Source organism: Sorangiineae bacterium MSr11954 (assembly GCA_037157815.1).
In the GTDB taxonomy this organism is placed as follows: Bacteria; Myxococcota_A; Polyangia; order Polyangiales; family Polyangiaceae; genus Pendulispora; species Pendulispora albinea.
The window spans coordinates 6162265-6186788 of the sequence record CP089984.1; the positions used below are offsets into that span (position 1 = coordinate 6162265).

Sequence of the window (24524 nt, forward strand, 5' to 3'; positions counted from 1 at the left end):
GAGTAGCGGCCAAACGCGACCAAAGAAGACTCGACGGTTTTCTATCGCGTACGGGGGATAGCCTGCGCTACCTTTCGGCTCAAACCAGGGCATGGCGCATATGTCCAACAATATCAGCCTGCCGCCCGATCGCGGACCATCCGCGGCGGCGGGATCTCCGGAGTCGCCAAAGGGGGGCGAAGTCGTCAAATACCTGCGCGCGGAGGTAGCCGCGACGGAGGACCGGGCCAGGCAGGCTAGGCTGCTCGGCGAGATCGGGGATTTGCTCGAGCGCGCCGGGGATGAGCCGGGCGCCGCGCGCGACTACCTGGCGGCGTTCAACGCCGATCCGATGTTTCGGGAGCCGCTCGAGGCGCTCGTGCGGCTCATGGAGCGCCGCCGCTCGCTCAAGAACCTGGGCCGGGTCATCGATGCGCTGGTCCGCGCCTCGGTCACCCCCGAGGAAAAGACGCGGGCGCTCATCATGCGCGCCGCCTTCCTCGAGGATGTGGCGGGCGATCTCAAAGGCACGAAGGAAGCGCTGCGCGAGGCCACCGAGCTCGCGGCCGCCGATGTGGAGTCGGTGGGGGCATGGCTGGCGCTGGAGCTGGTCGCGGCCAAAGGCGGCGATCCCGAGGCCCGGCGCCAGGCGCTGAGCGAGCGCGCCCACCGGCCCAGCGATCCCACCTGGCAGGGCCTCTTGCTCATCGACCTGGCCAAAATGCTGGCCGAGGCGCGCGAGCACACGGCGGCGCTGGCCGCGCTCGAGGAGGCGCGCGCGCGGGGCGCGGGCGCCACGTACCTCGCGGCGGTGGCGGCCGAGCGGCTCGCGCGCGGGGAGTCGGGGCAGTCGATTTTGGGCACGGCCGAGGAGGCCAAGGCGCGGGCCGAAGCCTATGCGTCGGCGCTCGATGCGCAGGCGGAGCTGATGGTCACCGCCATGAACGATCCGGCGCGCGGGGACGTCCTGGGGGTTCCGCACGGGGTGCGAACGCTCGCACACGTGACCGATGCCTGCCTGCGGGCGGCCGAGGTGCGCAGGCACCTGGGCAACCTGGCCGGCGCGGCGAAGTCGCTCGACCGCGCCCTTTCGCTCACGGAGTGGGGCGAGGAGGTGGGGGCCAAGAGCGAGAGCTCCGTCCTCTCGAGCCACAAGGCGGACCCGCGCGCCGAGAACGAGCACGCGGGCAACGCCGGGGCGCACCTGCCGCTCTTGGCGGGGGCGCGGGTGCGCGTGGCCGAGCAGATGGGCGACATGGAGCTGGCCTCGCGGCTCTCGCAAAAGCTGTTGGGCATCGAGACGGAGGGGACCATCAAGGCCTCCTTGGCGATGCGCTTGGCCGAGCGCGCGGTGGAGGTGCGCGATCGGCGCGGGGCGCTGGAGTCGCTGTCCAAGGCGGTGTCGCACGACGCGGTGTGCCTGCCGGCGCGCGCGCTGCAGCTCGATCTGCTCGCCGACTCGGGCGATCCCGCCGCCTTTGCCTCGCAGCTCGAGGCCTTCGCCGACTGTCTCCCGACCGAGGCCGCGCGCGCGCGGGCCTTCGTGCTCGCGGCGTACGTATGGGGCGTGCAAGCCGACGATGCGGCGGCCGCCAAAGCCGCGCTGGCCGAGGCGCGCATGCTGGGGACCTCGGACGACATCGTCTGGCGGGTGGCGCGGATGATTGCGCTGGTGCGCGGCGATGCGCAGTGGGCCGAGGACGTCACCCGGCGCATGATGGTGGGCGGCGGCGAAGGCTCGACCAGCCCGGCACAGGCGCGCGGGGAGCGCGAGCGAAAGTCCGACGCGGCCCCCAACGATCTCGAGCTTTCGCATCTGTGGCTCGGCTCCGTTCGCAACAAGCTGGTCCGCGGCGACGAAGAAGGCATTCGCAAGGCCCTGTCGGAGCTGGCCGATACCGGCGACGGCGCCTGGCTCGCGCATCTGCTTCAGGCATTTCTTCCGCCGCCGGCCGACGTCGCCAAGGGTGCCAACGGGGCCAACGGGGCGCCCTCGTCGGAGACGCAGCGGCAGTCGCTCGAGAAGCTGGCGGATCTGGAGCACAAGGCCCGGCTCTCGCGCGGCCTCTCGCTCTTGGCCGCATGGCGCGCGCACGACGCGGGCGATCGGGCCGCGGCGCGGGTGCGGCTGCGCGGGCTCACCGGAAAAGATCCGTCCGATCCGCTGGTGGCCACGTATTTGGCCGATCTGGAGCGGGAGGACGGCGCGTACGCCAAGGCGGCGGCGGCGCTCACGGCGTGCGCCATGACCACCGACGACGACGAGCTGTCGGCGGCGCTCCACCTGGAGGCGGGCCTGTCGCGCTGGCGCGCGGGCGAAAAAGAAGCGGCGCTCGACGCGTTCGAGCACGCCGGGCAAAAGGCGCCCATCGCGGCGCGCGCGCTCCTGGCCTGGGCCGCGCGCGGGATGGCGGGCGAGTCCATCGAGCGGCGGCGGCGGGCGATCCGCTTTGCCAAGCCGGTGAACGAGGACACGGCGATCCTGGAGCTCGAGCACTTTGCGACCGAGGTCTTCGCCGGCGATCACGAGGAGGCGCAAAAGGCGCTGGCCCGGTTCGAAGATTCGAGCGACGGCGATCTGGCGCTCGCCGCGGCCCTGGCGCGCCTGGCGTGGCAGGATTCGGCCGCCACGCGCGAGCGGGTCGAGCAGGCCATCGCGCGCATCGCGCCCGCGGGTCCCATGGCCAACCAATTGGCGGCGGCCGAGCAGCTGCGGCGGGTGCGCGGGGTCGATCCCGAGGCGGCCACCCAAGCCGCGCAGCGCTGGTTCGACACCGGCGGCGGTCTGGCGGCCGCGTTCGAGTGGCTCACGGCGGCCATCGGCAGCCGAAGCCCGGAGCGCGAATCGGACGCGCGGCGGGCCATCGCGCGAACCATGCGCGGCGAGGAGCGCGAGGCCATGCTCGCCAGCGCCGCCGTGCTCGACGCCCTCAAAGGGCGCGCCGACAAAACACCGTTCCTCGTGGGGCACTCGCCGGCCGCGCGCCTGGCGAACCTGGAGATCGCCATCCCCGGCTCCGATCCGCGAAGGCGCGCCCAAGCCCTCCAAGGACTGGGCACCGTGTTGGGCGAGGAGACGCGGCTCGATGCCAGCGCGCTCTCGGGTTGGTCCCTCCTCGTCGCCGGCGACCACAAGGGCGCGCGGGCGGCCTTCGAGACGGCGCTCGCGGCGCATCCTTCGGATCTCGCGTCGTGGGAAGGTCTGCGCACGGCGGCGGAGGTCCTCGGCGATCGCGCCACGCACGCCCGCGCCGCCATGGAGCTGGGCACGCGCGCCAACGACGACGTCCGCGGCGCGGCATTTCTGGAGGAGGCGGGCGGCCTCTGGCGGGAGCTCGGCGACGACGCCTCCGCCGAGCAGGCGTTCGACCTGGCCTTCGAGCGCGACGCCTCGCGCAGCTACTCGTTCGACAAGATTTTCCGCGCGGTGCGCGCCCGCAAGGACACCGACAAGCTCCTCTTGCTCATCTCGCGCCGGGTCGAGATCTCCGAAGATCCGGACGAGCTGTCGAAGCTCTTTTGGGAGCAGGCCCGCGTGCTGCGCGAAAAGGGCGACATCGACGGCGCGTTCAAGGCCCTCGAGAGCGTGACGATGTTCGAGCCCGAGCACGTGGGCGCGCTCGCCCTCACGGGGGAAATCTTCATCCGCCGCGGCATGTACGACGAGGCGGCCGAGAGCCTCGCCAAGCTGGCCACCATCCATGGCGCGCCGGCGAAAAACCGCGTCACCGCCGGCATCGCGGCCGTCGATCTGTACGAGAACAAGCTCGATCGCTTCGACAAGGCGCTGGCGGTGCTGGTGAACCTCCACGCCGCCGGGCTCTCCACCCTGCCCGTGCGCGAGCGCTTGGCGCGGGCCGCGGCCCGAACCGGGGCCTGGCACGAGGCGACGGCCATCCTCCACGAGCTGATGCACGAGCGCCTCGAGCCGCAGGGGCGCATCGCCGCCGCGCGCTTGGCCATGGCCATCCACCGCGATCGCCTGGGCAACCCGCAGGGGGCCGCGCCGGCCATCGCCAAGCTCCTCGAGGAGTCCCCGGCCGACGGCGAGGCCATCGATCTGCTGCTGAAGATCGAGATGGAACCCGAGGTGAAGAGGCGGCTCTTTCTGCGGGTGAAGGACGCGCTGGTGATGGCGCTGCGCGAGAACCCCGTGGACAGCACCACGGTGCGCCGCCTGGCGCGGGTGGCGCGCGGCGCGGCCGACACGGAAATCGAGCATGTGGCGCTGTCGACGGCGCAGCTCGTGATCGGCACCGATGGCAGCGACGAGGCGGTGCTGCAAGCGTTCATTCAGCGCAAGGCGCGCGTGCCGCAGATGGCCATCGACGCGGGGCTGCGCTCATCCATCGTGGCCCCCGGCGACGCCGGCCCCATGGCGGAGTTCTTCCAGCTGATGGCGCCCACCCTGGCCGAGGCGCTCGGGCCCTCGCTGTCGGCGCTCGGCTTGAGCAAACGCGATAAGGTCGATCCCCGAGGCGGCGCCACCTTGCGAAACGAGGTCGCGGCGTGGGCGGGCGCGTTCGGCATCGACGCCTTCGACCTGTACGTGGGCGGGCGCGATCCGCTGGGCGTCTATGGCATTCCGGGGGAGGTCCCGGCGCTGGTGGTGGGGGCGGGCATCTCCTCGCCGCTCATTCCGCCGCTTCGCGCGCGGGTGGCCAGCGAGCTCTATGCGATGGCGCGCGGCAGCACCATCGTGCGCAGCCGCGACGCGACCTCGGTGGCGGCCATCTTGGTGGCGGCGTGCCACCTGGCCGACGTTCCGGTGGAGGCGCCGCCTTACGCGGTGTTGCCCGAGATTGAAAAGAGCATCGGCAAGGTGATCGCGCGCAAGACGCGGAGGATCCTGCCGGACGTGTGCCGCGCCGTGCTCCAATCGGGACAAGACGCGCGCACCTGGTACATGCGCGCCCATTTGACGTTGGCGCGCTGCGCGCTCATCGCCTCGGCCGACGTGTCCTTCGTCATTTGCGATGCCATTGGTGAACCGCCCGAGCGAGTGCGTGTGGTCCTGAAAAACGAAGATTACGCCGTGGAGCTCTTGCGCTTTGGCTTCTCCCCCACCTACCTCGAGGTGCGCCGTGCCCTCGGTCTGGAGGGGCTGTCATGAGCGAGCCGAAGCCGCCGCCGCCGCCCGGCAACGCCGGTCTGTTCGTCGACGAAGACTTCGATTGGGATGCGGCCCTCGACGAGTGGGAGAACAAGAGCTTCGCCGTCGACGAGGGGGAGCCCAAGGCCGGCGCGGCGCCGGCCGCCAATCCGGACGCGGAAGCGCTGACGCGGGTGAGCGCGTTCCCCGGGCCGGAAGCCGCCCATGTCGAGGAGTTGGCCACCCGGGTGAGCGCGTTCCCTGGGCCGGAGACGGCCGGCGTCGCGGCAACTGCGGCACCAGCAGCACCTGCGGCATCAGCAGCGCCTGCGGCATCAGCAGCGCCTGCGGCATCAGCAGCGCCTGCGGCAACGGCTGCGCCGCCCGGTGCAGGAACGTCGGAGTCGCCCCCCGCGGTCACCCAGACGCCGACGATGAAGCCGGCGCCGGGCCCGGAGCCGATTCGGAAACGGCCCATGACCCCGGAGCTGGTGAACCTGGCCGGCGACAGCGACGACGGCGACGAAGAGGGCGCCACCAGCGTCGCGTCCCTCCCGAACCTCGAGTCCATCCGCAACCCGAATTTGCGCGGAGGGCTGTTCAGCGGTGTCACCCGCTCCAAGGCCGGCCTCGGGCAGCTGTTCGGACGCAACCTGGAGCCGACCGCCATGCTCGGGGGATCGTCCGAGTCGGGCGGCCCGTTGAGCAGCGGCAAAGCCGAGCGCGAACGCGAGGGCACGGCCGAGGAGCGCCCGGAGGCGCGCGAAGCTTCGGTGGTCACCAGCGCCAAGGACATCGCCCGCGCGGGTTCCACCGAGGTCCTGCGGCGGCCTCGCCCCTTCGAGCCCAAGGTGGCCGAGGGCGAAATGTTCGATCCGTTCGCGGAGACGTTCGACCTGCGCAAGAGCGACGTTCCCACCTCGCCGCCGCCCGCGCTCTTGCCCACCCCGGTCCCAGGTGCGGCCGAGGACAACGCGAGCTTCGGGGTCGCCGAGTTCGAGTTCGACCGCGACGACGAGCGCGAAGACGATCCTGCCGAAGCGCAGCGGGAGACCACCGGCCTCCGCCCGCGAACCACGGCGCCCCCGCAGCTCCACGGCACGTCGCCCTCTTCGGTGCCGCCCGATGTCACCTTCTCCAAGCTCCGCTCGTTCGGCGACGAGGAGGAGATGGAGACCGCGATCTACGCGATCCACAGCCCCGAGGGCGCGCCGCCCTCCCTGCGGCGCTCCCTGGCCCCGTCGATACCGCCCTCGTCGCGCACGAGCGCGCCGCCGGGCCTCCCCGTGCGCGGCGAACGTGACGAGGGCGGCGAACGTGACGAACGCCACGAAGAAGAGACGCCCGCGCCGCAGTCGGTTCCGCCGCCCCTCTCCTCGTCGCAGGCCAAGTTCGAAGGGCAAAAGCCCGCGTCGGAGTGGCTCACCGACGACGCGCGCAGCGCCATGGAAGCGCGCAGCACCTGGCTCGAGGAGGAGGCCCGCGCCTCCGGGGATCCGGCCGTGCGCGCTCGCGGTCTTCTGGCGGTGAGCGAGCTGCGCGCGATGCTCGGCCAGCGCTACGAAGCGGAGAGGCTCGCCATCGAGGCCCGCGACGCGTGCCCGGAGCTCGCGATGCCGCACAAACAGGTGCGCGCCCTCGCCGACGTCGAGCGGATGGTGAGCCAGACCGACGACGAAGAGATCATCTTCGCCGACGCCCCCAAGCCCTCGGCCGAGGCCCTCTTCGAGCGCCTCGATGCCTCCGCGCGCCTGGCGCCCACCGACGCAGGCAAGCTGCACGATCGGCTCCTGGCCGCGGAGGCCGTGCGCATCTTCGGCGGCGACGACGATCTCCTGGACGACCGCTGGGAGCAGGCCCTGCAATCGGCTCCCGACGACGTGCGCGTGGTCATCGGACGCGCGGCCCTGGCGCTCTCGCGCGAGCAGATGGCCTCCAGCGCGCTGCGTTTTCCGGAGGCGCCGGAGCTCGCCCCCGTCGCAAAAGCCATGGAGAGCGCGCTGCGCCTGCGCGGCGTGGAGGCGGGGCTCGAGGCCACGGGCGAGCGCCCGGCGGTGGTGCCATCGCTGGCCGACGCCGGCTTGCTCACCACCGAGGCGGCCGACGGCGAAAAGAAGGAGCCCGCGCGCTCGCCCGACGGCGCGGGCATTTTGCGGCGCGCACGCACGGCGCTCACCTTGGGGCAACCGGTGCTCGCGGCGCGCATCCTGGCCGAGTTCTCCGATGTGCCGGAGCTCTCCGGCGCCGCCGCATGGCTCTCGGCCGCCTTGTCGGTGACCGATCCGGAGGCGCGCGCCTCGTCGCTGGCCGGGCTCAAGGGCCTGGAGGATCGCGCCGCCGTGCGCGCACGCGCCGCGCGCGGCCTCGAGCTCGGCGACACCGACGTCGTGCTCTCGGCGCTTCGCGTGCCGGGTATCTTCGCCCCGGAGGAGGAGCTCGTGCTCCGTCTCTTGACGGGCGCGCTGGACGAAGGCGCGCAGCACATCGCCAAGAGCCTGGGCGAGGACGAGGCGCTCGTGCCCTTCTCCGCCGCCGCCTCGGCCTTCGTCGGCAGCGACGCGCGTTCGTCCGCCGCCTCCGGAGACGACGCCAAGAAGCGCGCCGTGGTGCTCGGGCGCCTGCTCGCCCGCCTCGCCCCCATCGCCGAGATTGAGGCGGCAGCCCTCGCGCGGCGGGAGGACGCGCCCGAGGAGGCGCGCGCGCTGGCCCTGGAGATCGCCTTCCGCTCCGGGCGTTGGGACACCCTGGGCGATACGCTCGCGGCGTGGGAAGGCGGTCCGCGCGCGAGCGACCGCTGGATGGCCGCTGCGTTCGTGGCCGAGCGCCGGGACGACTCCGCGCGCGCGCTCGCCGCCTACAAACGAGCGCGCGAGCTCGAACCGGAGAACGAGGTCGCGCTCCGTGCGGCCGTGGAGCTCGATCCGTCGATCGACTTGAGCGCCGAGCTCCGCGCGATGGCCCTCAAGCTGGATCGGGGGCCGCGCGCGGCGCTGACGGCCATCGAAGCGGTGGCGCGCAAAGGGCAGCTCGACAACGAGGCCAAGCTCCAGCTCCTGGAGGCGGCGCATCGGGCCGCGCCTGCCCTGCCCTTCGCGTCGTTCTTGGGCGAGCGCATCGCGCGCAAAGAGGGCGACGTGACCAAGGTGGTGAGCTGGGTCCAAAGGCGCAAAGAAGCGGCGAGCGATCCGCTCGAAAAGGCGCTGGACGCCGTGCGCGAAGCGCTCCTCGTGGCCGACCAGGATCGCGCCCTCGCCACCGCGCGCCTCCAAGAGGCCCAGCGCGCCCGCCCCGACGACGTCGCCCTGCGCGATCTCTACGAGCGCATCTCCGGCGAAGCCCCCCAAGACGGCCCTTCCTGGCGCGAAGCGCGCGCCGCCGCCGCCCCGGGTACGGGCGAGACGCGTCAGCGCTGGTTGCTCGAGGCCGCGCACGGCTACGAGCAGCGCGGCGATCGCGAGGGCGCGCTGCGGGCAGCCGCCGAGGCCGCGCGCACCAACCCCCTCGCCGGGCCGACCTTGGAGCGCATCGCCCTGGAGCGGGCCGAGTTCACGACCGGAAACGTAGCGCGGCTGGCCGACGAGCTCCTCGCGCTGGCGCGGCAGACGGACGACGTGGTCGTCCGGCGCGAAGCCTACGAGCGCCTGGCCGATCTGGACGCGACCGCGCGCCAGGATCCGGCGAGCGCGCTGCTTTTGCACCGGACGATCCTCGAGGACACGCTCGACCACAAGCCCAGCCTGCGCTACGTCGAGCACGCGCTGCTCGCCGAGGCGCGCGACGACGAGCTGGAGCCGGTGTCCACCTTGATCGCGCGCGTGCTCGCCGGCACCCCCGGCGGCGAGGCCTCGGCGCACGCCGGCCTCGCGGCGCGCCTGCGCATGCGGCGCGGCGACTGGGGGACCACCTTCGACCTCGCGGCGCTGGGCAAGGCCGAGAGCGATCCGCCCATCTGGGCCTTGCGCTTGTACAACGCGCACGCGCGCATCCGCCACGATCTCGCGGCGGAGCTCGAGGCCACGCAGGCGCTCCTGCAGCGCGCCTCCCGCAGCGCGGAGGTCTCGTCGCTCCTCTTGCGCGCCGGACAAGCCGCGGTGATGCTCGGCCGCACCGCCGAGGGCAAAGAGCTCTTGGAGCGCGCCATCACCGAGGATCCCGCGGACATCGTGGCGTGGGAGAAGCTCGCCGAGGCACGCCGGGCGTGCGGCGAGACGCGCGAGGCGGCCACCGCGTACGAGATGGTGGCGCGCGCCTCCGCGGTGCCCGCCCACCGGGTCTCGGCCTGGTACCGCGCCGCGCAAATCTGGCTCGACGATCTGCACGACGACGATCACGGCATGCTGGCGCTCAAGGAAGCCGCGCGCATCGACGTGAGCGACACCAACGTCTTCACGCGACTCTGCGCCATCTACGGCAAGCGCCATCACTACAACGAGCTCGGCGCGCTGCTCGAGGCGCGCGCGCAGACGGTCGCCGATCCCGGCGAGCGGCTGGCCCTCGAGGTGGAACGCGGGCGGGTGCTGCTCGGCGTGGGCGACTCCATCGGCGCGCGGCGCGCCCTCGAGGCGGCGCTTTCCATCGATCCGGATCACGTGGAGGCGCTCAAGACGTACGGCGAGCTCTCGGCCGCCGTCTCCGACTGGCCCGCGGCCGAGCAAGCGTGGGTGCGCCTCTCGCGGCTCACGGTGTCCGCGGACGAGCAGTGCACCATCTACGAGCGGCTGGGCGATCTGTACGCGCGCCACGCGGTGAACCTCGAACGCGCCGAGCTGGCCTACGAAGAGCTGCTCAAACGCAAACCGGGCGATCTCGCCACCTTGTCCCGCCTGGTCGACATCTACCGGCAGCGGGGCGACGTCGCCAAGGCGCTGGATCTGCAGAACCAGCTCTTCCTCGCCACCCGCGATCCGGCCGAGCGCCGCATGCGCTACATCGAGCGCGCCTCCATCTACGAGGAGGCCAAAGATCCGCGCAAGGCCGAGCAGACCTTGGACGCCGCCCGCCGCGAGTTCCCCCAGGACGTCGGCATCCTGCGCACCCTGGCGGAGTTCTACATGCGGCACCGGCAGCTGCCGGCCGTGCACATCCTCCTCGATCGCGCCGCCGCCGACGCGCGCCGCGCCTTCGCCGCGGGCAAGTTCGCGCCGACCACCTTCGAGACGATGGCCACCGTCTACGAGCTGCGCGGAAAGAAAGACGCCGCGCAGGTCGTCAACGCCACCTTGGCCGCCTTCAGCGGCAAGCCCGTCACCCTCGCGGGCGCCCAAGCGCGCGCCGGCGACGCGCGCCTCGACGAAGTGCTCGCCCCCGACGTGGTCATCCCTGCCCTGCGCGCCCTGCTCGCGCGCACCGGCGACGCCCTCGACGCGATCGTACCGCTCGATCCCCGCTCCGTGCGCGCAGGCTCGCTCCCGCCGGCGGCGGCGAACGTGCACGCGGCGGCGAACGCGCTCGCGGCCGGAATGGGCATCACCGGCTGCCAAGTGCTCGTCTCGCCGCAGATCGGCCTGACGTGCATCCCCGTCAGCTCGACCCCGCCCGTGATCATCCTGGGCGAGGCGCTCTTGCAGCCGCACATCAACGAGCTGAGTCGCACCTTCCTCTTGGTGCGCGCGCTGAAGCTCGTGCAAGCGCGCGCCTCGGCGCTCCTGCGCATCGTCGCCAAGGATCTCCCCGTCCTTGTCGCCGCATGGCTGCACGTGTTCAACCCGAGCTGGAAGCCGCAAGGGATCAACCCCACGGCCCTGGCCGAGGCCGCGCGGCGTCTGCAGGCGGCCCTCCCCCGCCGGCTGGACCAAGACGTGGGCCTGATGGCGCTGGAGGTGGCCGGCTCGGTGGGAACGCAGGCGGCCGTCCTGGGCCCCGCGGTCGTCTCCTGGGCCGATCGCACCGGCCTCTTGGCGGTGGGCGATCCCAACGCGGCCCTCGAGGCCATCGCCTGGACCCTCGGGCACACCTCGCTCCCGAGCGATCCCGACGAACGCGCCGACTGGATCGCGCGCACCCCGCAGGCCCGCGAGATCATCGGCTACAGCGTCAGCGACGGCTACGCCGAGGCGCGCGCCCGCTCCGGCATGAAGTAGCGGTAGCGCGCGGCGACGCCGGCAAGGGCGTGGACGACACCGGCGAAGTCGGGGCGATGTCGGCGCAGGGCGTGGCGATGTCGGCGAAGACTGGCTACATCGGCAAAGTCGCAGCTACACCGGGCAAATAGCGACCTCGAGCGCGTCGAAAAGACTCACTTCGAAAGCAACGCGCATCACCCCGCTTGCCCAGCGCACGGCGGAGGCGTAAAGATGCGCGCCCTCACTGCCGCTACGCGTCGCGCAATCCAGCGCATTTTCCGACACATTCATGGCACAATCGCTTCGAAATATCGCCATCGTTGCTCACGTCGACCACGGTAAGACGACCCTCGTCGACCACATGCTCCGCCAAGCCGGCACGTTCCGGGAGAACGAAGCCGTCGTGGACCGGGTCATGGACAACAACGACCTGGAGCGCGAACGCGGCATCACCATTCTGGCCAAGAACACCAGCGTGCGCTGGAAAGAGCCGGGCGACACCGTCGCGACGAAGATCAACGTCGTCGACACCCCGGGCCACGCCGACTTCGGCGGCGAAGTCGAGCGCACCCTGCTCATGGCCGACGCCGCCATTTTGCTGGTCGACGCGGCCGAGGGCCCGCTTCCGCAGACCCGCTTCGTCCTGCGCAAGTGCCTCTCGCTCGGCTTCCCCATCATCGTCGTCATCAACAAGATCGACCGCTCCGACGCGCGCCCCAACGAGGTGCTGAGCGAAGTCTTCGACTTGTTCTGCGATCTCGACGCCACCGACGCGCAGCTCGACTTCCCCGTGGTCTACGCCATCGGCCGTCAGGGCATCGCCAAGCGCGCCTTGGACGATACGTCGACGGATCTCTCGCCGCTCTTCTCGCTCATTTTGAAGACGGTGCCGCCCGCACCGGGCGATCCCGACGCGCCGCTGCAAATCCTGGTGAACAACCTGGATCACGACGAGTACACGGGCCGCTTGGCCATCGGGCGCGTGGTCTCGGGCACGGTCAAAGCGAACCAGCCGATTGCCGTTTTGAAAGAGGGCGGCGCGGTCAGCAAAGGGAGCATCAAGGTGCTCTCCACCTTCGAAGGCTTGAAGCGCGTGGCCTCGCCCGACGCGGGCGCCGGCGAGCTGGTGGCCATCGCCGGCCTGGAAGACGTGTTCGTGGGCGACACCATCGTGGACGTCTCGCCCGGCTTCGAGGCGCGCGCCTTGCCGCGTATCCTGGTCGAGCAGCCGACGATCAAAATGCGCATCGGCGTCAACACCTCGCCCTTTGCCGGCAAGTGCAAGGCGTCGAAGTTCTTGACGAGCCGCCATCTGCGCGAGCGCCTGGTGCGCGAAACCCGCCGCAACCTGGCGATTCGTTTGGAGGAGACGGAGTCGCCCGACACGTTCATGCTCCTCGGCCGCGGCGAGCTCCAATTGGCGATCCTGGTCGAGACCATGCGCCGCGAGGGCTACGAGATGCAGCTCGGCAACCCCGAGGTCGTGACCCAAGAAATCGACGGCCAGATCTGCGAGCCGATGGAGCTCGTGGTCATCGACGTGCCGGACAGCTTCATCGGCGTCGTCACCGAGCGCCTGGGCGAGCGCCGGGGCCGCATGGTGAAGATGGCCAACCACGGCTACGGGCGCGCGCGGCTGGAGTACCGCATCCCGAGCCGCGGCCTCATCGGATTCCGCGGTGAATTTCTGACCGCGACGCGCGGCACCGGGCTGTTGAACACCGTGTTCGACGGCTGGGAGCCCTGGGGCGGCGCCATGATGAAGCGCAAATCCGGCGCGATCGTCGCGGATCGCGCGGGCATCTCCACGCCGTACGCGCTCTTCCACCTGCAGCCGCGCGGCACCTTCTTCGTCTCCACCGGCATCGACGTCTACGAGGGCATGATCATCGGCGAGCACAATCGCCCGAACGACACCGACGTCAACGCGATCAAAGAGAAGAAGCTCTCGAACGTGCGCAACCACGGCAAGGACGAGAACGTCCTGCTCGCCCCGCCGCGCGTCCTCACCATCGAAACGGCGATGGAGTGGATCGACGCCGACGAGCTGGTCGAGGTCACCCCCGAGGCGGTGCGCGTGCGCAAGCAGATCCTCAAGGTGAATCTGCGCCCGCGGCGTGAAGACGCGATTGAAGACGCGCAGTCGCAGGATCGGGCGTAGTTCGCCTTCACAGCACGAGCAGTAGCGATCTCCGGGTCGCCGAGGGGCAAAGGTCCCTGGGGCCCGGAGATTCGTGTTTTGAGCGCACGGAGCGATCTCTCCGCAATGCGCCGCATTGTTCCCACACCGCCATCTGGCGCGCCCCATTCCGCCGGACGAAGTGTCGGTTGCGACGTGCTCCCACGCACACGCTGCGCAACGCGATGCAACTTGCGACGTGCACCCGCGCGCACGCTGCGCAACGCGATGCAACTTGCGACGTGCGGCTCGCAACTTGTTGCACGCAACACGACGCAACTTGCAACGTGCGGCACGCAACACCACGTGCACCACGCAACGTGCGGCACGCAACGCGACGCAACTTGCGGCTTGCACCACGCAACGTGCGGCAAAACGGACGCCTTTGCAACGCGGACGCTCGGACCTTTTGGCGCGTGTCGAAGGCGGCGAACGCACGCGCCAGTCGCCAAAATTTCACATTGAGAGCTCAACCCCGCGGGTACTACGCTGACGAAACTCCGCGCCCCTTCTCGGTACGTCCCGACAGGAATATTTCAACGCTGATGACTATCTAGATCTTGACAGAAGAAAATGCAGCACCCCATCATGCAAGCTGACCGAAGGGTTAGTGGGGAAAGGTACCAATGCCCGCGCCGTTTACGCGCCAATCCGTGTCCGAACGCGCGCTGGCTCGCGTAGGGACGACTGTTCAAGGGAAGTACCGAATTGATCGCCTGATCGGCATCGGCGGGACCGCAGCCGTCTACGCGGCGACCCATCGAAACGGCCACCGGGTCGCGATCAAGTTCCTTCTCGATCACCTGCTGGATGATACCGATATGTATCATCTTTTCAGCCGGGAAGCGTACGTCGCCAACCGCATCGGGCACCCCGGCGCCGTCCCCGTGCTCGACGACGACGAAGACGACGACGGGTGCGTTTTTCTCATCATGCCCCTGGTCGAGGGCGAAACCTTACGCGCGCGATGGGAACGCGCCGACAAGCACCTCCCCTTCGCCGAAGCCGGCGTCCTGATCGCCGACGCACTCGATGTCCTCGCGACAGCACACGCCAAAGGCGTCGTACACCGCGATATCAAGCCCGAGAACCTGTTCGTCAACACCGCCGCTCAGGTTCGCGTGTTGGACTTCGGCATCGCCCGCCGCACGGGCACCGAGTCCACCCTGACGATGACGGGCCGCTTCATCGGCACCCCCGCCTTCATGCCCCCGGAGCAGGCGCTGGGGAACCGCTACGCCATCGGCCCCCAAAGCGACTTGTGGGCGGTCGGCGCCACCATGTTCTCCCTCCTGTCGGGAGAGACGGTGCACCTCGCGGAGCACAGCGGCGCTCAGCTGGCCGCTGCAGCCACGCAACGCGCCCGATCCATCGCCACCCTCGTCCCCGATCTGCACCCCGCGCTGGTGCACGTCATCGACAAGGCGCTCCAATTCGAACCGGCGGAGCGATGGTCCAGCGCCGGCGCCATGCGCGAAGCGTTGCTCGCCGCCCTCGAACAGGCGCTCGAGGAGCGAAGCGACGTCACCGCCGCGCGCGTCCGCGACGAAATCGTGGCCGAATTCGCAGCCAAGGCCGCCGAACGCGCCGCAGCAAACGGCGGCAACGGCGATGCCCAGGAACCCGACTTGCGCTCCGGCCCCGCGCGCAAAACCCCACGGACCGCGGCCGCTGTTCACGACGATACGGTGGCCCCCACCCCCGTCGACTACGATTCTCCGATGGGAGGCTCCGAGCGGCGTGGGGACGAGGTAGGTTCAGGGCGGCGCCACGCGAGCGGCGGCGGCGCCACGCGCGGGCCGGATGATACGCACATCTCAGGGTCCGACGAGGAGCCCCGGTCTCCAGTACGCGACGATCTCGTATCAACGCAACCGGAAGCGATGTTGCCGGACGTGCCCGGGCTAGAGACGGATACTCCGATCGCGCGGCGAAGGAGTTGGTTCTCCCGAGCGGTAACTTGGGTTGCGGTCGTAGCGCTCGCGGGGATCACGGGGGCGGGCGCGATGCGACGGTGCGGGGGCGCGCTTGGTGATGGAATGGGGACGACGGCATCGATTGCAGGAGCGTCGAAAAATTCGGATGCACAAGCTTCGCTGGACGCCGGAATTCAACTATGGCGAGACGCGTCGACAGGAGCGGCTCGCAACAAGTTCGCTGAAGCGGCACGCATCGATCCCGGCCTTGCCGTAGCTCATTTGTACTTCGTTGCGACATCGGAGTGGCTGGATCCGGACGTGCGACCGCACTTTACAGAAGCTCGAGCACTTCGCAGCCGCTTGTCCCCCTCTCAAGCAGCGCTGTTCGACGCGCTCGAACCGATGATGCAAGAGCCTCCCGATCATACCGAGACGACCCGACGCCTCGAAGCGTTGACCAACAAGTTTCCGAACGACGCGATCAGCTGGACGGTGCGAGGAGCCCACGATCTGCGCACGAAAGATCCAGAGCGGCTCCTTTCGATCGTGCATCATATTGACGGCGCACTCGCATTCTGGTTTCGCGGTCGTGCCGAAATCCTCAAAGGCGACGTAGCAGCCGGCCGCAGATCCCTCCAATCTTGCATATCTGCGTCATCCCAAGGAGGGATGGACTGCCTCGTTTGGCTTGCGAGATTGGAGGCAAACGAAGGTTCATGCGAAGAGTCTGCCTTAGCTGCACGCCGAATGATTTCAATCGATCATACGGCACCCGATGGGTACCGATTTCTTGCACGCGCCGAGTACGGACGCAGCCATCGGACGAGCGCGGTACGAGCAATACTCGAGGGTCGGTGGGCCAGGCTTCCAGAAGCCAAACGTGAGATCGAGCATCAACGCGATGAGTTCGATTTAGCCGTACTCGATGGTCAATTCGATCGTGCATACGCCGCGCTCGCTGCATGGGAGAAGGCGGCGATCAGCTCCGTCAATGCTTATGACCGTGTAGTTCCGTTTATAAGTCGAATTGATCTCGCTCTCGAACTGGGTCAAAACGAACCTGCACAACAAGCTGCACGTGACTTCATCGAAGCCTCCCAGACGTGGCTACCCTATGACACCTGGGACATGCCGACCGAGAGAACCCGCGCGCTTTACCTCACTGGCATCATTGACCGCAACGAGTTTCGTCGGCGACGAGCACACGATGAAGAGGGGTTGCTCGCACGTGGTGGGTATTACGCTGCGCCTGGTGTACGCTGGTGGGACGCATATGTTCAAATTATCAAAGATACAGAAGATTCCCGCTTCGCTATCGAACATCAGCCAAAAGGCGCTATCACGGACGCTGAGTTTTTCGATCTCGCGGCGGATGCGCAACTCGGACGAATGTATCTTGATGTCGACCAAGTCGACAAAGCCCTTCAGTCATTGGGGCGCGCCGTCAAGTCTTGCGTGTACTGGAAAGCTATCCATGGAGTTCGTGCGCATGCTTTATACGCCGATGCTCTCGCGGCAAGCGGTCGCCCTCGAGATGCATGCGAGCACTACGCATACACCCTCGAGCGTTGGCGGGATCCTCGAAGCCTTACGGCTCGCGCAGCGCGCGAGTCTGCGGTTCGTAACGGTTGCCCCGGTGTGACGGGGGGTTCATATCCAAATGTAGTAAAAGGAGTCAGCAAGTGAAAATTGAGTCAAATGTGCTCACGGGTGCCGTTGCCCTGAACGAGTCCGCGTTCGGTGTCATCGGTAGCATCGTCGACTCGGCCCCCTCCGCGGCCATGAAGCCCGGTCTTTCTTCGGGAGGGACGAAGGTACTCAACTTACTATTCGTCGAGACGCAAGATACCATTCCAGGCTTTCCGAAAGGCATTGTTTCGGCTGGAAGTGAAGATGGGGGACCGGGTGGTGAAGACGAGGCTGTAGACGATGACGATAATGATGATGGCGATGATGGTTCGAAAGAATGAGTCACATTAATGTGAATATCACATTGAACACTCTCACCCTCTAGTTCGCATTCTTGACATTATCTTGACGCGGTAGCGCGCGATCCTGAGCAGACACCTTCGATTTTTCCGGAGAGAACACCATGACTGTACCGCTTATTGGGCTCGCCGACTGGTTCGCCCCTCTCGGGCTCGAACGATTCCAACGCGAGATACTTGGACAGCAGCCGTATTTCGTCGGCCCACGGCTCGAGATAGCCAATCGACTTTCAAGGACGCTCGCGATCGGTACCGTCGATGATCTGCTCTCGCTTCGAGGAGCGAAAGTATATGCATGGTTTCAAAAGCTGGATGGCGCACATACCGCAGCGCCTATCCCATCCACGAGCGGAAAACGATTCTATGACGCCGGCACTACTCTATATTTTCGACGAATCCCTCAGTTTGCAGCACACGAGCGTGAAGTTGCAGATACGCTAGGGATCCCAAGAGAGACCGCGGAATGCGCCGTCTTCTGCAATCGCCCCGGAGCAACGACACGTGCGCACTTCGACCGTGCCGATCTTATTATGATTCAACTGAAAGGTAGAAAAACGTGGAAGATTGCGCCCAACACCTTTGCGCCAATGCCACTGGAAGCTTGGGCAACTCTGGATCGCGTACCTCCCGAGGTGCGGCGTTACGCACAAGGACTTCCGCCCCGAGAAATACCTTGTAATGCGACGTCATACGATTTAGAGCAGGGGTCGATACTATATGTGCCGCGGGGTTATTGGCACGAAACATTTTCGGATCAAGATTCAGTATCCCTACACATTCAACTGGCGTCGCCGACGAGGCTGGACGTCCTTATCGCCGCACTGAAGAATGAGCTCGCTCGCGACGAATGGTGGCGCCAACCCGCGTACAGTCTGAGCGCGGGAGATCCGCATGCCCTAGAGCTCGCGTCGACGGCATGCAAATCGCTAGTGGACGCTGCATCGAGATTGGATGCCCTGGATATTATTCGCCCGACCGCGAGAGAGCATGCCATCGAGGCATCCTCGCGTTTTACGCGAAGCGCTCTCGTATCGTTCGGCGTCGACACAATAAACCCTCAGACGGATACGACACGCGTCGTAATATCGACATATGGGTTCCGAGAGAAAAAAACTGCGCACCTGGAAATGAGTGTCGATTACGTTTCGGCATGCCGATGGGTGGATGCGCTGGCTACCGGAGCGACATTCACGTTTGCTGATCTGCTACGAGCGGCTCCAAGCTTGAGCGACGATGAGGCGAAAGCTCTTCTACATTTGCTTGAGAAGACCCACCTCGTCCGGCGGCAGGAGGGGCTTCGCGCGCCCGACTGAGGATCGGGCCTCATGCCAACTAGGTATTGGGGATGGGCGGACACCGAATTCGTCGAACGTCGCGCATTTCGAGGATGAGCCGACTGCCCACCTCACTCGACACTCCGGCACGCACGGGCATTTTATCCAACGCGCATGCGCGAACGGCTCGATGAGTACAGTACGCATACCGCCTCATGACATATCGGCACGTCGCTCTGCGGCCGGTATCGCATTCGCCACTTGATAGGCGCCGATGGTATGGCCCTGTTTACGCCGCCACCCACCGCAACGGCCACCCTGTCGCCATCGAGGGCCTTCACGACCGCGCTCCGCCGCTCCCATCATTGCACGTTTCTTTCGACGCGAAGATCTGCTCGCGATTATTGGCCATCCGGGCGGCGGCCCCGTCACTCGATGTCCTTGCGATCCGCTGCGAAGATTCCGCACCTGCCGTGAAGCGGCTTATCGCGATTTTCCGGACCGCACGCAATCGTGTATACCCGGACTTGCGGAATGCCAATCGGTAAGAGACCTCTTCACCGATGCACCGCGCTCCCCCGGGAATTTCGCTGGGCAAGATGTCCACCGTTCTACGGGCGGGTGCTCGGATGCCCTTCCCGCACGTTTGCCCTGCTCTCTGACGCAGGCCGGACCTGGCGGCTCACCTTCGGAAGAACGGCTCGTCACGCAGCGGGTACGTTGTTCGCGACCCGGGAAGAGTCGCTCGGACCCCCGTCGTCGCTTGACAGCCGGGTGCGTCCTGGCATCCTCGCCATGGGCATGCAGGAAGGGCGCGACGAGTCCAACACCCACGCTGCCCTACGACGAATCGGGACCACCCTCTGCGGCCGATACCGCATCCGCCGATTGATCGGCATCGGCGGCATGTCTGCCGTTTACGCCGGCACCCACCGAAACGGCCACCCCGTCGCCATCAAGATCCTCCACGAGCGGCTCTCCGTAGACCCTGAGGTGGAGCGCATCTTTCGGCGTGAGGCGCTTCTCGCGAACGCCATCCGGCACCCCAGTGTCGTTCCCATCACCGACGACGACGTCGCCGAAGACGGATCCACCTTCCTGGTCATGCCGCTTCTCTCGGGTGAAACCGTGCGAGCACGTGCGGCCCGCAATGGAATGCGGCTGCCGCTCGAAAGCGTGATTGTCATTGCCCGCGCGCTGCTCGATGTCTTACAAGCGGCGCACACGGCCAAAATCGTCCACCGTGATATCAAACCCGACAACATTTTCATCACTGACGACGGACAAGTTCGGGTCCTCGATTTCGGCATTGCCCGCTTCTTCGAAACCAGCGAAACCACGTCGATCACGGGTTCGGGCCGCGCCCTCGGAACGCCTCCGTTCATGGCTCCCGAACAAGCTCTCGGGCGAGTGCGCGACATCGACGGACGAACGGATATCTGGGCGGTCGGTGCCACCATGTTCACGCTCCTTGCCGGGCGGTACGTCCACCCCGCCGAATCTGCGAGCGAGATGATCGTTCTCGCAGCCACGCGACCCCCGACGCGGCTCTCCGAGGTGGCGCCTCTCGTTCCGAGCGCGATCTGCGAGGTGATCGATCGCGCTTTATCCTTCGGTAAGGCCGAACGATGGCTCGATCCCGGAGCGATGAACGAAGCGCTTTGCTCGGCGTGCGCATCAACGCTCCGTAAGGCGCCGTCCGAACTTCGGATCCTCTCCACGCCGGCTCTATCGCCATCGGCGAGTTATCACGACACGACTACGGATGCTACCAAACGCCACGAGCGCGTCATAGAAGGAACGATTTCGCATGGGCAACCGCCGCGCGCATCGACGTCCGGCTCGCTCAAAGGCACCTTCGCCGTGGCTCTTGCTCTCGCCTTCGCCGTGGGCATCGTCGCAGGCTTCCGCGAGCGTGGGAAATTCACGACCGAAAGCGTCGCAACTGACGGCAACACTCCACCGCTCGAATCGTCTCCCAACGCCGAAGCACAGGCCTTGCTCAAGGCAGGACTCCAGCATTGGAGAGATGCGTCCACCAAAGCGGCGCGGAAGAAATTTGCGGAAGCAGCGCAGCGCGACCCGGGTCTCGCGACGGCACACTTGTTCTTTGCGGCCGCATCGGAGCGGCTCGATCCCGAAACGCGCACCCATTTCTCCGAGTCCCAATCGCTCCGAGGGCGCCTCTCGCCAGCGCAGGTTGCGCTACTGCATGCACTCGCACCTTCGTTCGAAGAACCCCCCAATTTCGCATTGACAGCGCGCCATCTAGAGACAGTCACCGAGCAATACCCTTCCGATGACGTCGTATGGATGGTTCGAGGCGGGCATGCCATCCGCACCCGAGAGGCGCCGCAGCTTCTTTCGATTGCGGACCACATTCCGGGCGCAATCGCACTATGGCTCCGTGCGCGTGCGGAGCTTCAGCAGGATGATCTGACTGCTGCGCGTAAGTCACTCGACGCGTGCGTGGCGGCCGCACCGCAAGGTGGAGTAAACTGTCTCGTCTCACGTGCCAAGCTCGAGGCGAACGAGGGTGCTTGCGAAGATTCGGCGCTTGCAGCGAGGCGGCTCATCGCCATCGACCATGACTCGCCCGACGGTTATACGCATCTCGCGCGCGCGGAGTTCGGCCGCAGCCATCGTACGAGCACCGTACGAGCAATTCTCGACGAGAAATGGGCGCGTGTTCCCGAGCCTTCCCGGGAGCTCGAACATCACCGCGACGAATTCTACCTGTCCGTCCTCGACGGCGAATTCGATCGCGCCTACGCGGCACTCGATGCTCGGGACAAGGCCTTGGTGAAGTCCGTCAACGCACACCATCGTGCAAAGGCGTTCATCGATCGATTCGAGCTCGACCTCGAGTTGGGACGGACAGAGGAGGCGAAGCGAGGCGCTCGCACATTTATCGAGGCATCCCAGACCTGGGTAAGGTCCGAGCTGTACGATCAGGCAGTTGAAAGTACGGTCGCACTCTATCGAACCGGACAAATTGACCGTGACGAGATGTTGCGCCGACGTGCACACGATGAAACAGGGCTTATCGCACGAGGCGGCATTCTCGCATCCCCTGGCGTGCTGTGGTACGTGACCTACGTGGAATACGTCGTCACCACGGACGATGCGAAGCTTGCTGTGGCCCGCCAACCGCCCATTCATCCCGTACACGATGCCGAATTCCGCGAGGTCAATATGGACCAAGCCCTCGGTCGAACCTATCTCTATGCCGACCAGATCGAGAAAGCGTTGCAAGAGCTTCGACGGGGCGTGAGATCTTGCCTGTATACAAGCTCGAGGTGGAGTGTCTACGCGCACGCCCTCTATGGCGATGCTCTCGCAAAAGTGAATCGCCCGCGCGAGGCGTGCGACGAATATGCGTACGTGCTCCAGCGATGGGGCCGAGAGCCTCGGAGCAATACGGCGCGCAAGGTACGTGAATCCGCAATTCGTCTCGGTTGCTCCGGCTCCGTCGAAGCTTTCCCACGAAAGTAATCCTCGTTCTCGCGGCTTGAATCGTCAAACGTGGAGACGCTTCGTTCAAGTCGAATCGAAGGTTCCCGCGATCGACGGTATCGCGCTGCCGGCGGCTCGACATCGGCGAGCGCGGACCTCTTGACTCCCCGCAGAGCCCTGGCATTTTCCGGTAAGCATGACGGCCCGGCTCGACGAATCCAACGCGCACGCCGCGTTGCGGCGTATCGGCACATCGCTCTGTGGCCGATACCGCATCCGCCGATTGATCGGCATCGGCGTAACCGTACGGGCAAAGACGCCGTGCGGGGCGGTCGCGTTTGATGTTCATTGCGCGCATGGCGAGACATGATGCGAACTGGTGGGCTGAGCGGGTCAAGGAGCTGGCGCAAAGCGGCGATGCGGCGGGGATCGCCCGCCGACATAGCGTCAGGGAGCGGACGTTGATCTGGTGGCGATCCGAGCTTGAGCGGCGCGCGCGCACGGCAGGCCCCACGCGCCTGCTGCCCGTCGTCGTGACACGACCTGCGACGGTGGAGCGCGATATCGAGCTTGTCGTCGAAGCCGGACCGGCACGCATCACGATGCGTGGAGCGATTACGGCCGAGCATCTTGCGGCGCTGGTGGCCGCCGCGGCGCGCGCGTGTTGAGTCTCGGGCCCGGCATCGAGATCGTCCTCGCGAGTGCGCCCGTCGACCTTCGGCGCGGACACGATGGCCTCGTGACGCTCGTGCAGTCTTTGTGGAAGGCCGACCCGTACAGTGGCACCCTCTTCGTGTTTCTTGGTCGCCGCATGGATCGCGTGAAGATCCTCTTCTTCAGCGCGGGCGGCTTCGTTGTCTATTACAAAAGGCTCGAATCTGGGCGCTTCACGCTCCCGCGGATCCCTGAAGGGGCCTCACGCATCGACCTCGACGCGACGTCGCTCACCATGCTGCTCGATGGTGTCGATCTTCGTCTCGTTCGACGCACACCGATGTGGAAACCCGCGAAGACGACCGCCGAAGCGAAAAAGGGGATCGACATTCGGCGGAGTGCATGATCAAAGCTGTTTATTGGTCCCTCCTCCCGACAACGACGAACACGGTTCCTGCGCTTGGCGCGAGTACGCGCAGTACCTCGAACAGGAGGGTGCGCGGGCGCAAGCTCGAATGGATATCATGCAGGCCGAGCTCGAGGTGCTCAAACGCGCCTTCGCCAGGCGTACCGAGAAGATGGGCAAGATGCCCAAGATCGCGCGGCCACCGAGGACGCTAGCGGAGATCGCCGAGCGCCGCACGGAGCAGGCTTTGCTTCGCGCGGAACACATCGTCACAGAAGAGAAGACGGAGCCCGTGCCCGAGACGCTGAAGAAGTGTCATCTTTGCGGCGGCACGAATTTTCGCAGCGTCGGCACCGGCAAGCCATCCGAGGTTTACTCGTACGTCCCGGGCTACTTCCGACGTGTTGTGCACACGCGCGAGGTCGTCGCGTGTCGATGCGGTGGATGCGTCATTACCGCGCCGCCGCCGGAGCGTTGGTCGGACAAGACGCGGTACGATTCGAGCTTCGTTGCGCACCTCGTCGTCTCGAAGTGCCTTGTCGTCACGCCGCTTTATCGTCTCGAGCAGTCGTTCGCGCGGCTCGGTATGCCCATCGCACGAAGCACGATGAATGACTTGTTCCGGCGTGCGGCGCAAAAGCTCGAGCCCCTCCGAGCCCCGCTCTTCGACGTCATCAAGAAGGACTTCCTCGTCCATGTCGACGAGACGTCGTTTACGCTGACGAAGCAAACCTCGAAGGCGTTTATCTGGTCCTTTGTTGGCAAGCGTCTCACGGGATATCGCTTTGAGCTCACGCGTGGTGGCGATGCTCCACTCGAGGTCCTCGGTGATTCGCCTGGCGCATTTCTGTGCGACGACTATCGTGGATATGACCCGCTCGAGAAGCGAGGACTCCGTCAGCGATGTGGCTGTCTCGCTCACGTTCGTCGGAAATTTTTCGAGACCGGGGAGGTGCCCGAAGCGAAGGAAGCACTCGACCTCATCGCCGGAATGTACGGTGTCGAGCACGAGGCAGAGCATCGCGCGTTTCTTGGCACGGCCGAGCATCTCGCGCTGCGGCGCACCTATGCACGGCCTCTATTTGTCCGATTACTTCTGCTTTCTCGCGAACTTCGTCGTGCACACGGACCGAAGACGTTGCTCGGTCGTGCCGCGCACTATGTATGGCGCAACCTGCGCCCGCTCGGCCGTTTTCTCCGCGATCCGCGCATCCGCCTGGACAATAACTTGGCAGAAAATGCCCTTAGGCTCATCGCTCTTGGCCGGAAAAATTTTCTATTTGTCCACAGCGAGGACGCCGGTAAGGAGCTCGCACTGCTCTACTCACTGGTCGTTTCGTGCACACGCGTTGCCATCAATCCCGTTGAGTACATCGCGGACGTCCTCGAACGCATCGACAAGACCGCCGACGACAATCTCTCGAACCTCCTGCCCGATCGCTGGAAACCACACGCGATCGCATCACCCTCGACGTTTTTCGACGCTTAGACCATCGCGGATCGAACGGAACCCCG

General features: G+C 66.7%; 11 protein-coding genes. 10 read left to right on the plus strand and 1 reads right to left on the minus strand.

Features of this window, described 5'->3' with window-relative positions; translation table 11 throughout:
- Nucleotides 1–100 precede the first annotated feature (100 nt).
- Both LZC94_23700 and LZC94_23705 read left to right on the plus strand, forming a co-directional pair.
- The gene (locus LZC94_23700; GenBank protein ID WXB10879.1) at nt 101–5092 is read left to right on the plus strand and encodes a hypothetical protein; all 4992 of its coding nucleotides are present in this window, start codon (nt 101–103) and stop codon (nt 5090–5092) included.
- The gene (locus LZC94_23705) at nt 5089–11151 is read left to right on the plus strand and encodes a hypothetical protein (GenBank protein WXB10880.1); all 6063 of its coding nucleotides are present in this window, start codon (nt 5089–5091) and stop codon (nt 11149–11151) included. The genes LZC94_23700 and LZC94_23705 overlap by 4 nt, the downstream gene beginning before the upstream one ends.
- Before the next feature lie 114 nt (nt 11152–11265).
- Here LZC94_23705 and LZC94_23710 read toward each other — a convergent pair whose 3' ends face one another.
- Nucleotides 11266–11424, minus strand: a complete 159-nt coding sequence (locus LZC94_23710; GenBank protein ID WXB10881.1) for a hypothetical protein — start codon at nt 11422–11424, stop codon at nt 11266–11268.
- Here LZC94_23710 and typA point away from each other — a divergent pair.
- The 8 genes from typA to LZC94_23750 all read left to right on the plus strand — a co-directional run bounded on the left by typA (nt 11423) and on the right by LZC94_23750 (nt 24498).
- A complete protein-coding gene (typA, locus tag LZC94_23715) occupies nt 11423–13294 on the plus strand; it encodes a translational GTPase TypA (protein WXB10882.1) in 1872 nt (623 codons plus the stop codon). The two genes, LZC94_23710 and typA, sit on opposite strands and share 2 nt — an antisense overlap.
- Nucleotides 13295–13938: 644 nt before the next feature.
- Complete coding sequence (locus LZC94_23720; GenBank protein ID WXB10883.1) at nt 13939–16917, plus strand: serine/threonine protein kinase; 2979 nt, start codon at nt 13939–13941, stop codon at nt 16915–16917.
- Nucleotides 16914–17201, plus strand: a complete 288-nt coding sequence (locus LZC94_23725) for a hypothetical protein (protein WXB10884.1) — start codon at nt 16914–16916, stop codon at nt 17199–17201. The genes LZC94_23720 and LZC94_23725 overlap by 4 nt, the downstream gene beginning before the upstream one ends.
- Before the next feature lie 122 nt (nt 17202–17323).
- On the plus strand, nt 17324–18532 hold the full coding sequence (locus LZC94_23730; GenBank protein WXB10885.1) for a cupin domain-containing protein: 1209 nt from the start codon (nt 17324–17326) through the stop codon (nt 18530–18532).
- A gap of 756 nt (nt 18533–19288) precedes the next feature.
- Entirely contained in the window at nt 19289–21988 is a 2700-nt protein-coding gene (locus LZC94_23735; protein WXB10886.1) for a serine/threonine protein kinase, read from the plus strand.
- Nucleotides 21989–22287: 299 nt separating this feature from the next.
- Complete coding sequence (locus LZC94_23740) at nt 22288–22617, plus strand: hypothetical protein (GenBank protein ID WXB10887.1); 330 nt, start codon at nt 22288–22290, stop codon at nt 22615–22617.
- The gene (tnpB, locus tag LZC94_23745; GenBank protein ID WXB10888.1) at nt 22611–23009 is read left to right on the plus strand and encodes an IS66 family insertion sequence element accessory protein TnpB; all 399 of its coding nucleotides are present in this window, start codon (nt 22611–22613) and stop codon (nt 23007–23009) included. The genes LZC94_23740 and tnpB overlap by 7 nt, the downstream gene beginning before the upstream one ends.
- Before the next feature lie 118 nt (nt 23010–23127).
- On the plus strand, nt 23128–24498 hold the full coding sequence (locus LZC94_23750; protein ID WXB10889.1) for an IS66 family transposase: 1371 nt from the start codon (nt 23128–23130) through the stop codon (nt 24496–24498).
- Nucleotides 24499–24524 lie beyond the last annotated feature (26 nt).

Excerpts from the sequence above, each read along its gene's own strand:
- LZC94_23730 (WXB10885.1), top strand. The coding sequence starts at position 17,324 with ATGACTGTACCGCTTATTGGGCTCGCCGACTGGTTCGCCCCTCTCGGG.
- typA (WXB10882.1), top strand. The coding sequence starts at position 11,423 with ATGGCACAATCGCTTCGAAATATCGCCATCGTTGCTCACGTCGACCAC.
- LZC94_23735 (WXB10886.1), top strand. The coding sequence starts at position 19,289 with ATGGGCATGCAGGAAGGGCGCGACGAGTCCAACACCCACGCTGCCCTA.
- LZC94_23700 (WXB10879.1), top strand. The coding sequence starts at position 101 with ATGTCCAACAATATCAGCCTGCCGCCCGATCGCGGACCATCCGCGGCG.
- LZC94_23750 (WXB10889.1), top strand. The coding sequence starts at position 23,128 with ATGCAGGCCGAGCTCGAGGTGCTCAAACGCGCCTTCGCCAGGCGTACC.
- LZC94_23705 (WXB10880.1), top strand. The coding sequence starts at position 5,089 with ATGAGCGAGCCGAAGCCGCCGCCGCCGCCCGGCAACGCCGGTCTGTTC.
- LZC94_23710 (WXB10881.1), bottom strand. The coding sequence starts at position 11,424 with ATGAATGTGTCGGAAAATGCGCTGGATTGCGCGACGCGTAGCGGCAGT.
- LZC94_23720 (WXB10883.1), top strand. The coding sequence starts at position 13,939 with ATGCCCGCGCCGTTTACGCGCCAATCCGTGTCCGAACGCGCGCTGGCT.